Below are 13,848 nucleotides of genomic sequence, written 5' to 3'. Positions count from 1 at the left end.
AAAAACAGCTGAAGCCCGTCACGATCGCTGACAGACAAGGCCCGCACGTGCATAATCCGGGAAAAGGCCAGCGAGAGGACCGGTCGGTGGCAGCAGTGACGCTGAAGGACGTGGCCGAACATGCGGGGGTGTCGATCAAGACGGTGTCCAACGTTGTACGCGACGCCCCCCGGGTGTCCGCCGCCACCCGGGAACGCGTGATGCGCGCCGTGCGGGAACTCGGCTACCGTCCCAACGCGTCGGCCCGCCGGCTGCGCACGGGGCGCAGCGGGCTGATCGCCCTCGCAGTCCCGGAACTCACCACGCCCTACTTCGCGGACCTCGCCCACCACGTACGGACGGAGGCCACCGCGCTGGGCCTGACCGTCCTCATCGAGGAGACGCTCCAGGACCCGGCGGAGGAACTGCGCCTGGCCACCGGGGTCGGCGCGTCACTGCTCGACGGTGTGATCCTCTCTCCCCTGCACGTCACGACCGCCGAACTCGTCCCGGTCGCTGACGAGTTCCCCCTGGTCCTCCTCGGCGAACGCAGCTACGAACCCGCTCATGTCGTCGCCGACCACGTCCTCATCGACAACGTCGCCGCGGCGCGGGACGCCACCGCGCACCTCGCCGCTCTCGGCCGCTCCCGGATCGCGGCCATCGGCGCGGACCGAAAGGCGTCGGCGACCAGCCGCCAGCGCCTGCAGGGCTTCCAGCAGGCACTGCACGAAGGCGGACTGACCTTCGACCCCCGCCTCACGCCTCCCGTGCAGGACTTCGACCGCCGCAACGGCCTGCTGGCGATGCGCGCGCTCATCGAACTGCCCGCGCACGTACGGCCCGACGCCGTCTTCTGCTTCAGCGACCTCCTGGCCGTGGGCGCGCTGCGGGCCGTGCACGAAGCGGGACTTGAGGTCCCCGGTGACATCGCGCTGGCGGGCGTCGACGGCTCCGAGGAGGCGCTGTACAGCACACCATCGCTCACGACCGTGGTCCCCGACCTGACGGCCGTCGCCTCCTTGGCCGTCAAGTGCCTGGCGGCCCGCATCCGCTCGGGGACACGCCTGCCGTTCGAGGTGCACACGGCCCCGCACTGGCTGGAGCAGCGCGAGTCCACGCTCGGTGGGAGACGGCCGCTCGCGCCCTGAGGCGCCTGGACTGCTTCCCGCTGCTGTCCGCACGTGGGGGACCGTCCCGGGAGAGCGGCCCCGAGAGCGTCTGCCCCGGTGCGGCCCGCGCGGGGCTGCGGCACGCTCGTCCCGGGAGCCGCTCCCCCGCCGCGTTTCGAGCCGCCCCGGACGCGGTGGCACGGGCCGGCCGCGTGCGGTCCGGCCGGCGCAAGGGCCGGCCGCGTACGTGCCGGCCGGCGCAGGGGGCGGTCCACCTCGGGGGTCCGCCCCCTGCGGGGCCGAACGGTCAGCCCAGTGCGAACCTCTGCGCTGCGGTCCCGTTGCAGTCGTGGATCCGCAGCCGGGTGCCGTCGGCGGTGGCGCCGCCGGTCGCGTCCAGGCAGCGCCCGGACTGCGGGTTGAGCAGGGAGCCGTCCGCCTGCTGCTCCCAGACCTGGCCGCCCACCGCCGTGTCGCAGTCGTAGAGTTGGACCTGCGTGTCCTGCGCGGTGCCGTTGCCGACCACGTCCAGGCAACGGCCCAGGCTCGTCAGCCTGTTGGTGGAGGTGTGCACCCAGTGCTGGTCCCGTGCGTAGGACTGGCAGTCCCACAGCTCGGCCGCGGCCGCGTTGCCGCCGTTGTCGTCGCCGTAGACGTCCAGGCACTTCTGGCCGGGACCCTCGACCATCGAGCCGCCGCCGACGGTGAAGACCTGGGCGGCGGTCCCGTTGCAGTCGTGGATCTGCAGCCGGGTGCCGTCGGCGGTGGCGCCGCCGGTCGCGTCCAGGCAGCGTCCGGACTGCGGGTTGAGCAGGGAGCCGTCATCCCGCTGTACCCACTTCTGCCCGCCGACCCCGTTGCAGTCGTAGAGCTGGACCTGCGCGTTCTGCGCCGTGGTGTTGCCGACGACGTCCATGCAGCGGCCCAGCGTCCGCAGTGACCCGTCGGCGTCATGGACCCATCGCTGGTCGGTGGCCCCGCTCTGGCAGTCCCACAGCTGTACAGCCGCGGTCTTGCCGGCCACGTCGTCGCCGGTCACGTCGACGCACTTCCCGCCGGGAGCGGCGATCGTCGACGGCGCGACGCCGGCGGTGTCTCCCGAGTAGCCGGCGGCCACGATGCTCGTCTGGACGGAGGAGTCGGCGGCGTCGGAGGGGTAGCCGGCGGTGATCGCCCCCTCGAAGAACGACCCGGCCCCCCGGTTGCTGTTGTCGCCCCCGGTGCCCAGCACGATGGAGCCCTCCTGGCGCATGGGTGCGTAGCCCGGGGGCAGGGCGCCGTTCCACCACGTCGTGAGGCCGCCGGACTGGGAGTTGCCGCCCTTGAGCGCGAAGGATGTCTGCCCGTTGTTCTTCAGCAGCGCCGTGACGAAGGGGCTCGTGTTGCCGCCGTTGGTGCTGTGGGGATTGGTGTCCGCCTGGAAGATGCCGTTCTCCAAGTCGGCCTGGACCCACGGCCCGTCGCCGTGGCAGGGGTCGCAGGCGTGGGCCGTCGACAGGTTGAGCGCGTCCATGTGACCGGCACCGGTGTCGTTCTCGGCCGCCTCGACGTTGCCGAAGTCGAAGCAGCAGTCGCGGCTCGCGTGCGTACCACTGGTCACCATGTACATGCCTTCGGGCTGTCCGCCCGTGGCCACACCGGAGCCGACGGGATGGCGGTAGCCCACCCCGGGCGGAACGTAGACGCCGTAGACCGAGTGACCGTTCACGCTGACGTGCAGCGCGTTGGCGAGGGCGCCGGCATCGGCGGCGCCGGCGGTGCCCGCACCGGCGATGAGCAGGTCGTTGTGGCGTGGCGACTGGTCGTAGATCGTGCTGATGACGCACGTGGCGCCGTTGCAGAAGGCGTTCTGCGCCCCGGCGTCGGCGTAGCCGCCGGCCCCGACCAGTCCGATGTCGAGTTTTGCGCCGTCCTGCACGCGAGTGACCTGGTACAGGCTGCCGTCGTACGAGGTGTAGAGAGCGCGGACGGTGCTGAAGGCGCCCACACAGGGCGTGCCCGCGCCGCCGTACACGTCACAGGGCAGGGAACCGGCGGCGTTCGCGGGGCCGGTGACGCCCAGCAGCAGGCCCACCGTCAGGGCCAGGGCCCCGCAGAAGGCGAGCAGGACGCGGCCGGAGCGCCGCAGTGCCGAACGCGGTCGGAAGGGTGGTGGGGGTTCGGTCATCGTCGACCCTTTCTCCGTCGGGAGCCAGGCGGGGGACGCCTGTGGGAAAGGCAGGGACGTGCGGGCGCGGCAGGAAGGAGCACACGCACAGGGGGTGTTGAGGAGTGGGCGTGATCCCCGGCGTGCGGTGAGACGGCCGGCAGGCGCCGCGCCGGCGCCGATCCGCTGCTCATACGATTCAGCGGAACCGAAGGTAGAGATGCCCCGTCCGGCCGTCAACCCCCACGCACCTCGAACTGCTCGCTGAATCGGCCTGGTTGACGTCATGTTGGCAGGCTTGACTGCTGCGCTCGCGGGGGCCTACCGTCCACCACGCTGAAACGTTGAAGCAGTTGATCGTCTCCTCTCCCCTGCCGCGGCCATGCACGTCGGCCCCGCGTGCCCACGGTCACGTGCCCGGCGGATGACGTGGCGAGGGGCGGGAAGGGACACGGCATGACGGACACGGCCGGAACACGACGCACCGGAAACGGGACGGCGGCGACGGGGCGGACCGACGTCAGACTGAAGGACGTGGCGACGGCCGTCGGGGTCTCGCAGAGCGCGGTGTCCATGGCGCTGTCCGATCACCCGCGCATCAGCGAGCCGACGAAGCGGGCCGTCCGCGCCGCCGCGGCCCGGCTCGGCTATGTCCCGAACTCCGCGGGGCGGGCACTGCGCGCGGGCCGTTCGACGTCCATCGCCCTGGTCGTCCCCCAGACCGGCCGGCACGTGTTCGGCCATCCCTACTTCATGCACCTGCTGGTGGGGGTCACCACCGAGGCGAACGCACGCGACGCGGCCCTGATGGTGTCGACCAACCCCGACGAGAGCCATGGTGTGGCCGCCTACGAACGGGTGCTGCGCTCGGGGGCGGCGTCGGGGGCGATCATCGCCTCTGCCTCGATCAGCGACCCGAACGTGAACCGCATGGTGGACACCGCCCTTCCGGTGGTGCTCGTCGGGCGCTTCGCGCACCTGCCGCACGCGGCGAGCGTCGGTGTCGACGACATCGCGGGCGCCGCCGCCGTCACCCGCCACCTCGTGCGAGACCACGGGCTGACGCGTATCGCGCACATCAGCGGACCGCTCGACCACCAGACAGCGGTGGACCGCTACGAGGGTTTCCGCGGCGCGCTCGCCGGCGCGGGGCGGCCCTGCACCCACAGCCTCGCGGTGGGCGACTTCAGCGAGGAGTCGGGGCGGGCCGGCGCCCGGCAGGTGCTCGACAGCATGGCCGACGTCCAGGCGATCTTCGCCGCCAACGACGAGATGGCGTACGGCGCCATGCTGGAGATCCGGTCACGGGGGCTGCGCGTTCCCGAGGACGTCGCGCTGGCCGGCTACGACGACTTCGGCGTCTCACGGCTGACCACGCCCGGCATCACCACCGTCCGCGTACCCGCTGAGGATCTCGGCCGCACGGCCGCCACCGTCCTGTTCGACCTCCTGGGCGGCACGGCCCCCGACCCCGTCCACACCGTACTGCCGTTCGACCTCGTGATCCGCGACTCCTGCGGGAGCCATCCCGATCACTGACCGTGCGCCTGCCCGTGCGAGGGGGGTCCGTCCGTCAGAGGGGTCCGTCTGTCCGCTCGTCCGCTCGTCCATCCCGTCCGGAAAGAGATTCGGAGAACGGTGTGTTCACCTGCACTGCGACCATCGACCCCGCCTTCACCATCGCACCGGTGCCGCCGCGGCTTTTCGGGTCGTTCGTCGAGCACATGGGCCGCTGCGTCTACGGCGGGATCTACGAACCCGGCCACCCCGAGGCCGACGCGGACGGACTCCGGCTCGATGTCATCGAGCTGACGCGGGAGCTGGGCGTCAGCACCGTGCGCTACCCCGGCGGCAACTTCGTCTCCGGCCATCGGTGGGAGGACGGTGTCGGCCCTCGCGAGGACCGCCGGGCGACCCTCGACCTGGCCTGGCGGTCCGTCGAACCGAACACCTTCGGGCTCAACGAGTTCATGGCGTGGGCCCGGCGATCCGGCATCGAGCCGATCATGGCTGTCAACCTCGGTACCCGAGGTGTGCAGGACGCCTGCAACCTTCTGGAGTACGCCAACTTCCCCGGCGGAACCTACTATTCCGACCTGCGCGTCGCCCACGGAGTGCGCGAGACGCACCGCATCAGGACCTGGTGTCTGGGCAACGAGATGGACGGCCCCTGGCAGATCGGGCAGAAGTCCGCCACCGAGTACGGCCGGCTGGCCGCCGAGACCGGCAAGGCGATGCGACGTGTCGACCCGGCGATCGAACTCGTCGCCTGCGGCAGTTCCAACGAGCGGATGCCGACGTTCGGCGCCTGGGAGGCACAGGTCCTGGACGAGGCGTACGACGTGGTCGACTACATCTCCCTGCACGCCTACTTCGAACAGCACGGCGACGACCGGGTCGGCTACCTCGCCTGCGCACAGGTGATGGACTCCTTCATCGAGGGCGTCGTCGCGACCTGCGACCACATCGCCGCCAAGAGGCGCTCCCCACGCAGACTGAACCTCGCCTTCGACGAGTGGAACCTGTGGGACGAAGGCCGGTTCGCCGCGCAGGACGGCCCCGACTGGAGCCGCGCGCCACGGCTGATCGAGGACGAGTACAGCGCCCAGGACGCGGTCGTGCTGGGCAACCTGCTGATGAGCCTGCTGCGGCACAGCGACCGCGTGAGCATCGCCTGCCTCGCCCAACTCGTCAACGTCATCGCACCGATCCGCGCCGAGCCGGATGCCCCGGCCTGGCGGCAGAGCATCTTCCATCCCTTCGCCCTCACCGCCCGGCACGCGGTGGGCGAGGTCCTGCGGGTGGAGCCGGTCTCGCCGATGCTGCACTCCAGCACGCTCGGCGACGTGGCAGCGGTCGACGTGACCGCCACCCGCGACCCCGTCACCGGCGGGACCACTGTCTTCGCGGTCAACCGCGACGAGCACCGGCCGGCCACCCTGCGGCTGCGGATGGCCGGTGAGGGGCACGAGGTCGTCGAGCATGTCGTCCTCGGTGGGCGGGACCTCCTCGCGACGAACTCCAGAGCGGCGCCGCGCCGTGTCGAACCGCGTTCCTCGACGTGCCACGTGGCCGAACCCACCGGCGTGTCCGCCGAACTCCCGCCGGTGTCCTGGTCGATGATCCGCACCACACCGCGCGCCACGGTGACCGCGCCGTCATCGTGTCGCGGGGCACGCGCCTGAGACCGGGCGGGCGCGGTCGTCGAGGAAGTGCGTGACGGTGCCGGCCACGCATCCGGACGAGGTGTCGACGCCATGTCCCGCCGCCTCCACTGTCACCAGGCCCGCCCTGCCACCCAACGCCCGGAGGGCCTCCCGCGGGTCGGTCACAGGGGTGGAGGGGTCGGCGATGTTCTGCACGAGGGGGATGGCCGCCTGCTGGATGGGGATTCGGGTGCAGATCCGGGGGATACGTCCCACCCGGTGGGTACCTGCCACGCGGTGCGCCGTCCACGCTGAATTGCCGTACAACGTGCCTGATTGGGCGTCAGACCTATGTGCGGCCTGGGCTGTTGCTCGGCGGCCGCCGGGGACGGCCTGCCTCCTGGCCCTGGGGGTGACACGGGCGGTCGCCCGCACGCGGACAGCATCATGCCTCTGGCGAGGCATCCCGCTCGTCGCCGGCCGCACAAAAGATCAGGCACCGATGGCGGCGCCCATGTCAGGATGCTCGGCATGTCTGGTCGCGCACGTGGCTTCGGAGTGGTGGCGCAAGCGTACGAACGGTTTCGGCCGGGGTATCCCGTGGAGCTGTTCGACAGGGTGACGGCGTACGCGGGCCATCCGATACGGACCGCCCTGGAGATCGGCGCCGGGACGGCTTGTTCGCTCAACAGGGCGTGACGGTCACCGCGACCGAGCCGGACGGGGCCATGCTCGCGGAACTGCGCAAGCACGTACCGGCAGGCGTCAGGACGGTGCAGGCCACGTTCGAGGACGTACGGCCGGGCGAGACGTACGAGCTGGTCTACGCGGCGGCGGCACTGCACTGGACGAAGCCGGAGGGTCGGTGGTCACGCACGGCCGCGCTGCTGGAGCCGGGCGGTGTCTTCGCCTCGTTCGGCGGACCGGTCCGGCTGGCCGACCCGGCCGTGGAGGAAGCCGTCCGCACGGCACGGGCGCCGTTCTTGGAGAGCGATGAGATCCGCTCTCCGGACGGGACGCCCGCGGACCACGCCATGCAGTGGCCGGGTACGGAGCTGCAGCGGTCCGCCTGGTTCACCGATGTTCAACAGTCCCTGATCGAGCGCCGCTTGACGATGAGCGCGCGCGACTACGTCAACCACCTGTCGACCGTCTCCGCCTATCTGATCCTGCCGGCCCCGGAGCGCGAACTCGCGTTCAGCCGGATCACCAGGGTCCTGCCGGAGAGGGTCGGGATGGTCGCCGACATCACCGTGCACCTCGCGCGGCGGTGCCGGGAGGATTGAGGACGCCCCCGCGACGACGACACGGGCGGCCCTCGGGCGCCCTACGCCGTGACGCGCCGGCCGTCACCGTCCCGTACGACGTCTGCGGGCGAAGCCGATCGGGAACGGGCGCCTCCCGCAACGTCGTGGTCGTGGGGTCCCCTCCGCGACATCGGGTACTCAGACGTCGTCGGCTCCCTCGATGGCCCGGCGCAACAAAGGGATGAGGGACTCGACGTCACGCGAGGTGCGAAAGGCCACGACCGTCGCGCCCGTCTCCCCGGCACCTCTCAGTCGCTCGGCCGGGAACAGGGTGAGCACCTCCCGCATGGCCTCCTCCATCTCGGCGAGCGGGTCGGCCGTCTCCTCACGCAGCCATCGGCGCAGCACATGGTTGTGCGCCGCGACCACGGCGGCCGACATCAACTCCGCCCGGAGCTCAGCGGAAGGGGACTCCTTGCTGAAGCCGGAGGAGATGAAGCTCCGGAACAGCCGCTGGTAGCGCGCGACGCTGACGATCTCACGCTCGCGCAGGGCCGGGACCCGGCTCGTCAGCCGGTAGCGTCGGCGCGCGAGATCCCCTTCCTCGACGTAATGGGCCAGCACCTGCCGGACCGCTTCGGAGATCGCCAGCAGCGCCGCACCCTCGGACGAGGCGTCGAGCCGCTGCCTGACGAGGTCGAGCATCCTGTCGTGATCGGGGAAGATCACGTCTTCCTTGGTGCGGTAGTGACGGAAGAACGTCGTACGCCCCAGCCCGGCCCGCTCGGCGATGTCGTCGATGGTGGTCTGTTCGTAACCACGCTCGTCGAACAGCGCGAAAGCCGCGTCCGCTAGACGGTCCTTTGCCGCTGGCTTACTCATGACGGCCATCATCGCCCGGAACAAGAGCGCGGAGCCAGTCAGCACCCCGCGCCCGGGTGGGCGGATGGCCGCGCACCGCGAAACGTGCGACCGGAACGGTTGCCATGGGCGATAGGACTGAGTACCGTATTTTCGGTATCGAGTACCAAAGCCTCACTCGGCGGGCCCCGGACGACGCGGTTGCGCTCGGCGACTCGCACCTCCCGCCCCCGTCCCGCGCCCTCCGCCCTCGACGCCGACCGTCGACGACCTCCGGCACCCCTCACGAGGAGCTGATTCCATGCTTCGTCAGTACGACGTCCCGCTCGTCCTCGGCGCCGGGACAGGCAAGCCCGCGATCTGGCAGCCCGTCCGCCACGGCGTCCTGCACTTCCGGCGGTGTGAATGGTGCGAAACCCCGTCCTACCAGCGGATGCTGTGTCCTGTGTGCTCCTCGAACCGCCTGGTGCGCACGGCGAGCAGCGGTGGTGGCACCCTGCTGAAGGTGCGGGCGTCGGGGCCGCCGGCGGACAAGAAGTACGTGGTCGTGGTGCGGATGGCGGAGGACTTCTGTGTGACCGCGCCCCTGGTGAACCGGTCCCGCAGTGAGACGTGGCCCTACCTGTCGCAGCCCCAACCGGGCATGCGGGTCACCCTTGAGGCGGATCCGGACCTTCCCGCCCAGGAGGTCACGTTCCGGCTGGCCTGCGAATGATCACGGATTCTCGAAGGGCTTGAGTGTGCGGCACGCGCCAGCCGGCGGGCGAGGCGATCCGCTGTCGGCAGGCCGACAGGGCCCAGGAGCTCTCCGGGCGCATGCGTCCGGGCAGCCTCGCGCCCTCGGCCACCGGAGCCCCCGGAACACCCGCTTGCGGTGGCCCGCCCTGGCGGAGCACGGCCGGCGCCCCTGCGCAGGCAGCCGCCCTGGTCGCTGAACGCGGCGACCCACCGGGGGACTTGTTCCGCAACTGCCACCACATCCACCAGCGGTGGCGGCGTTCCGCACGCGAAGGGCGGGCACCCGCCGGCCCCAGGGTCAACCCTGCGGGTCGGTGCGCCGAACGTCCCCGGATAGACTCGTCGCCCCATCGTGGCGGCGCTCACACGGCTCCGCCACCCGACCAGCCCTCGCCCGCACGAGGAAGCCCCAGGGAACGCCCATGCCGCAGATCACCGTTGACCATTCCGCCGACCTGACGGGCGCTTTCGACCCCGCCGCCCTCGCGCACGAGCTGCACACCGCCGCCATCGAGATCGCGGCCGCCAAGCCCGAGGCGTGCAAGACGCTGTTCCGTCCCTGCCCCATCACGGTCGTCGGCCACGACACCGACGGCCACGCGGTCGTCCACGTCACGGTCGGACTGCTCGCCGGTCGCACCGAGGAGACGCGGACCCGCCTGGCCGACACGTTGCTGGAGCAGGTGCGCCGGCACGTGAAGACCGACGGCGGCACGGCCCTGCACGCCTCCGTCGAGATCCGCGACCTCGACCCCACCTACCGCAAGTTCGATGCCTGAGGCACCCCGCGCACAGAGCGGGGAGGGCGGTCGCCCCCCGGCGACCGCCCTCCCCTGACTCCGGCTCACAGCCGACGAGTTCGCTCACACGCTCCCGGTGCCGTCGGAGTACGACGTCATGTTGTACGTGCCGAAACCGTTCTGGACCGGGTCACCGGTGTTGTTGACGCAGTGCAGGATGCCTCCCCCGCCCGCGCCGTTGAGGCAGACGGTCATCAGGTCCGTGAAGACGACGCCGGGCGTGTCGGGGAGCTCGTAGGCCCGGTCGGTGTAGATGTCCGCGTTGAGGTTGAAGAAGCAGTAGCTGCCAAGACCCCAGGCGTGGTGGTTCCTGACGCGGTCGGCGACCTTGTAGGCGGCGTAGCCCAGGGTGGAGCCGTGGCGCCAGGCCGACTGGGTCGGGACATCGTAGGGGTGCTCGTTCTGGAAGAAGTACGTGTTGCCGTGCTCGCCCTGCCAGAGCACCTCGTAGTTCTGGTAGTGCTCGACGGCAAGCGCGTACGCGGTGACGTGGTCCCCGTTCACGACGATGCCGGTGCCGGCCGGGTTGACCGCCCAGCCCACGGTGTCGTCGAGGCCGTGGTCGGCACGCCAGAGCCAGAGGTTGTCGCAGATCACGTCGTTGCTGTCGATCTGGACGCTGATGTCCGCGCCGCCGGGCACGGCGCCGCCGATCCGCGCGTACACATCGAACAGCGCGGTGGGGTCGGTGGTGTGACGGAACAGGCTGGGCCCGTGGCCGACGCGCAGCAGCACGGGGGTGTGGGCCGAGCCCGCCTCGAAGAGCACACCGGCGACGCTGACACCGGGGACGTCGGCGACCTCCATGACGGTGTTGCCGTGCGTGGAGCGCAATGTGGCAAGGCCCAGGCCCAGGACCACGGTGCCGGGACGGACGACCCGCAGGGGCGATGCGAGCGAGTAGACACCCGGCGTGATGAGAAGGTGCTTGCCCAGGGCGAGGGCCAGGTTGATGGCGGCGACCGAGTCGCCCGGTCTGGCCACGTGGAACTGGGACAGCGGGACGCTGCGCCCCTCCGCCCTTCCGCGGGCCCAGCTCGTGCCGGTGCTCTCCCGGCGCAGCGCGGGCACGAACACCTGGTAGTCGCCGTGGCGGTCAGCGGTGAGGAACGGCTTCTCCCGCACCACCGGGGTGCGGTCGACCGTGGTGTACGGAGGGGTGGGGAACGACTGGGCGGGGGCGCCCTGCACACCGACGAACACCATGTTCCAGTTGGAGCCGGTCCAGCTGCCGAAGGTGTCGTTGCGCGACAGCCACTGCTGCTGCGAACCCGATTCCACCTGCCCGTCCACCACGCTGTCGGCCAGGAATCCCCCGCTGGACCACTGGTTGCCGGGCGGACTCGGCCACAGGGTCATGTTCCCCTTGATGTGGACGCGGCGCATCGGCCCCGCCTGGGCGACCGCCCAGCGCTCCAGCCCGTCGGGCGGCACGATGGTCAGGTTCTCGGCGGTGCGCCAGAAGTTCTGTGTCCCGTTCCCCTCAAGCCACTGGGCGTCGACCGTGACATGGCCGTTGATCACGACGTCGCCGGGGTTCTGACCGAGGCCGAGGACGTGGGTGTAGAAGCCGACGTTGACATCGACCTTGTACGTACCCGGCAGGAAGGCCAGGGCGTACCGTTCGCTGCCGAACTGGTTGGACTGCTGGGTGGCGAACACGGCGTCCACCCGGGCCTGGATCGCCGCGTCGCCCATCGACGGGTCGAAGACCAGGACGTTCGGACCGAGGCCGGCGGCGCTGCCGTGCCCGGAACCGGTGGACACGGGCGACGCGGAGGCTGACCCGGCGAGGACGCCGCCGACCAGCGGCGCCGCGGCGGCGACTGCAGCCCCGCGGAGCATGGAACGGCGAGTGGGAATCACGGACACGGCTCTCCCTGAACATGGTGGATGGAGGGGACCGCGGCTGGTCCCCAACCGCGAGAGAGCGCTCTCAGACACGAAGTGAATCACCGTGGGTGCGCAGCGTCAATGAGTGTGCGGCGACATGGGAACGGCTTTGAACAAGCAGGGCCGGACTGCGCCCGCGACGGGCGAGGACAGCGCCTCGGCGGCCGACTTGCCGGGAATCTCCGCCTGTTGGAGGTCCCGGCGCGCGGCGGCGAGGTGGTGCCACCTCGCCGGTGCCGCCCTGCCGGTGCCGCCCCGCCGGTGCCGCCCTGCCGGTGCCGCCCCGCCGGTGCCGCCCTGCCGGTGCCGCCCCGCCGGTGCCGCCCCGCCAGTGCCGTCCAGGGCCGTCCCGCCCCGGGGGTTGCGCCCGTCTTCGATGGCCGGCGCCGGCGAGAAGATCTCACGGTGGTGCGGACGAGGGGCCTCAAGCCCCTTCGCCCGCACCACCCGCTTCCACCCGGGCGACGGCCCGCCCGGGCCCGCCCACCCCGGCCGGGGGCTTCCCCACCCGCGTGTGCCGATCGCAGCCGGACCAGGTGGCGGGGCACGGGGTGACTGCCCGAAACGACTCAGGAAGGGGCTCCCGGGCGTACGCCGCACCGCCCGCCGCGCTCACGCGGCGCGCGCCGAGGCCTCATCCAGTTCCGCCACGGCCTGTTCCCACAGGCCCGGCAGCCGCTGCGCCAGGGGGAGGCCGCTGTCGGTCATGAAGGACACCTCGGCCCAGCTGCCGAAGAACGACAGGCCCACTCCGAAGAGGTGTCCGGGCAGGAGAAGGGGGAGCAGGACCGTCCCGGTCACCCGGGTCGCGCCCAGACCCGCCTCGTCGGCCAGCGGCATCGATGTCGCCAGGATGTCGGTCACCCGTGACGAGAAGACCCCCCGCATGTACCACTCGGTCGGACGATCGGGCATGAACCTGACCAGGTCCTGGATGGCCTGTCGCCACGGCTCGCGTCTCAGCCTCGCGGTCGCCGCCATCACACGCTCCAGCCGCCACAGCGGCAGGTCGGCCTGCGAGGGCCCCCCGGGACGGCCGGGAGCGGGGTCCACCGGCAGTTCCACCGGCAGGGCGAAACAGCGGTTGCCCCAGGTCTGTTCGTCGTCCGGCCGCCGGGCGTCGACGGGCATCAGCGCCGAGATCCGCGGCAGCGGCACCCCGGACCGCGCCGACCAGCAGGACAACGCCCCGGCGAGCGCCGCGAGATGGGCGTCGTGAGCCGATCCGCCCCCCGCCCCGCCGATCCGCCGCAGACTCTCCAGCGGTACACGGCCCCGCAGCACTCGCCTGACGCCCGTCGGCGTGTACGGCTCGGCCGGTCCGCGACGGCGTGTGGTGAGGGCGGCGAGCCCGAACTTCGCGGCCAGGCCGATGGCGAGCCCCGCGCGCCGCGGCAGGTCGGCGCGGCGGCCGGACCGCAGCGCGGGGCGCAAGGACGGTTCGCCTTCGCCCAGCAGGGTCCGGAAAGCGAGCGCCGCGGCCGATCCGTCCTGGCAGGCGTGCTGGAACCGGTAGCAGACCGCGTACGTGTCGGGCGAGTGGCCGTGGACGAGCCAGATCCCCCACCGGGCGCCGGGCGAGAAGGGCGCGTTGAGCGCCGTGTCCATGGCGGACTCCCACTGGGCCGGTCCGTCCGCGACCGCTTCGTGGACATGCCGTTCCACGGTGAAGTCGGCGTCCGGCAGCCACCAGGAGCGCCGGGGGGCGCCCTCCACACGGGTGGTGAACATGGGGAGTCCGGGCAGGCACAGGTCCACGTACGCGCGCAGATCCGCCAGGCTCGGCGGGGGGCCGCTCAGATACGCCACCCCGCCGGCGTCCCAGCGGACGTGCGGATGTGTCCGTTCCAGGTTGAGGAACGCGCGGTCCACGGAGTGTGTGCGGTGACGGACGGACGGAACGGGCTGAGCAGGCACGGTCATGAA

11 protein-coding genes are annotated in these 13,848 nt (G+C 71.5%); 6 read left to right on the top strand and 5 right to left on the bottom strand.

Features of this window, described 5'->3' with window-relative positions:
• Positions 1-86 precede the first annotated feature (86 nt).
• Positions 87-1,130: a LacI family DNA-binding transcriptional regulator gene (locus OG310_RS33280; protein WP_329459564.1), complete on the top strand. Its 1,044-nt coding sequence runs from the start codon at positions 87-89 to the stop codon at positions 1,128-1,130.
• A 268-nt stretch (positions 1,131-1,398) separates the two neighbouring features.
• Here OG310_RS33280 and OG310_RS33275 read toward each other — a convergent pair whose 3' ends face one another.
• Positions 1,399-3,258 carry an arabinofuranosidase catalytic domain-containing protein gene (locus tag OG310_RS33275; protein WP_329459563.1) on the bottom strand — a complete coding sequence of 620 codons (1,860 nt, stop codon included), beginning with the start codon at positions 3,256-3,258 and terminating at the stop codon, positions 1,399-1,401.
• Between the two features lie 435 nt (positions 3,259-3,693).
• Between OG310_RS33275 and OG310_RS33270 the strand changes: the two genes are divergently transcribed.
• A complete protein-coding gene (locus tag OG310_RS33270) occupies positions 3,694-4,776 on the top strand; it encodes a LacI family DNA-binding transcriptional regulator (protein ID WP_329459562.1) in 1,083 nt (360 codons plus the stop codon).
• A 101-nt stretch (positions 4,777-4,877) separates the two neighbouring features.
• Complete coding sequence (arfA, locus tag OG310_RS33265) at positions 4,878-6,422, top strand: arabinosylfuranosidase ArfA (protein ID WP_329459561.1); 1,545 nt, start codon at positions 4,878-4,880, stop codon at positions 6,420-6,422.
• On the opposite strand, the gene OG310_RS33260 is transcribed toward arfA, so the two are convergent.
• A complete protein-coding gene (locus OG310_RS33260) occupies positions 6,396-6,659 on the bottom strand; it encodes an alpha/beta hydrolase (RefSeq protein ID WP_329459560.1) in 264 nt (87 codons plus the stop codon). The genes arfA and OG310_RS33260 overlap by 27 nt on opposite strands.
• Before the next feature lie 419 nt (positions 6,660-7,078).
• Here OG310_RS33260 and OG310_RS33255 point away from each other — a divergent pair, with 419 nt between their 5' ends.
• Positions 7,079-7,669 carry a class I SAM-dependent methyltransferase gene (locus OG310_RS33255; RefSeq protein WP_329459559.1) on the top strand — a complete coding sequence of 197 codons (591 nt, stop codon included), beginning with the start codon at positions 7,079-7,081 and terminating at the stop codon, positions 7,667-7,669.
• 159 nt (positions 7,670-7,828) lie between these two features.
• On the opposite strand, the gene OG310_RS33250 is transcribed toward OG310_RS33255, so the two are convergent.
• Entirely contained in the window at positions 7,829-8,512 is a 684-nt protein-coding gene (locus OG310_RS33250; RefSeq protein WP_329459558.1) for a TetR/AcrR family transcriptional regulator, read from the bottom strand.
• A gap of 280 nt (positions 8,513-8,792) precedes the next feature.
• Here OG310_RS33250 and OG310_RS33245 point away from each other — a divergent pair, with 280 nt between their 5' ends.
• Both OG310_RS33245 and OG310_RS33240 read left to right on the top strand, forming a co-directional pair.
• Entirely contained in the window at positions 8,793-9,206 is a 414-nt protein-coding gene (locus OG310_RS33245; protein ID WP_329459557.1) for a hypothetical protein, read from the top strand.
• A gap of 445 nt (positions 9,207-9,651) precedes the next feature.
• Entirely contained in the window at positions 9,652-10,008 is a 357-nt protein-coding gene (locus OG310_RS33240; RefSeq protein WP_329459556.1) for a 5-carboxymethyl-2-hydroxymuconate Delta-isomerase, read from the top strand.
• Between the two features lie 84 nt (positions 10,009-10,092).
• Here OG310_RS33240 and OG310_RS33235 read toward each other — a convergent pair whose 3' ends face one another.
• Positions 10,093-11,874: an adenylyl cyclase gene (locus OG310_RS33235; protein WP_443078919.1), complete on the bottom strand. Its 1,782-nt coding sequence runs from the start codon at positions 11,872-11,874 to the stop codon at positions 10,093-10,095.
• 660 nt (positions 11,875-12,534) lie between these two features.
• Positions 12,535-13,845, bottom strand: a complete 1,311-nt coding sequence (locus OG310_RS33230) for a hypothetical protein (protein WP_329459554.1) — start codon at positions 13,843-13,845, stop codon at positions 12,535-12,537.
• Positions 13,846-13,848: the final 3 nt, after the last annotated feature.

Source organism: Streptomyces sp. NBC_01497 (assembly GCF_036250695.1).
In the GTDB taxonomy this organism is placed as follows: domain Bacteria; phylum Actinomycetota; class Actinomycetes; order Streptomycetales; family Streptomycetaceae; genus Streptomyces.
Note: the sequence above shows the minus strand (reverse complement) of the source record. Positions and strands in the feature narration are given on the sequence as shown.

Coding starts and splice junctions, on each gene's coding strand:
- OG310_RS33275 (WP_329459563.1), bottom strand. CDS start 3,258: ATGACCGAACCCCCACCACCCTTCCGACCGCGTTCGGCACTGCGGCGC.
- OG310_RS33270 (WP_329459562.1), top strand. CDS start 3,694: ATGACGGACACGGCCGGAACACGACGCACCGGAAACGGGACGGCGGCG.
- OG310_RS33250 (WP_329459558.1), bottom strand. CDS start 8,512: ATGAGTAAGCCAGCGGCAAAGGACCGTCTAGCGGACGCGGCTTTCGCG.
- OG310_RS33245 (WP_329459557.1), top strand. CDS start 8,793: ATGCTTCGTCAGTACGACGTCCCGCTCGTCCTCGGCGCCGGGACAGGC.
- OG310_RS33240 (WP_329459556.1), top strand. CDS start 9,652: ATGCCGCAGATCACCGTTGACCATTCCGCCGACCTGACGGGCGCTTTC.
- OG310_RS33235 (WP_443078919.1), bottom strand. CDS start 11,874: ATGCTCCGCGGGGCTGCAGTCGCCGCCGCGGCGCCGCTGGTCGGCGGC.
- OG310_RS33230 (WP_329459554.1), bottom strand. CDS start 13,845: ATGACCGTGCCTGCTCAGCCCGTTCCGTCCGTCCGTCACCGCACACAC.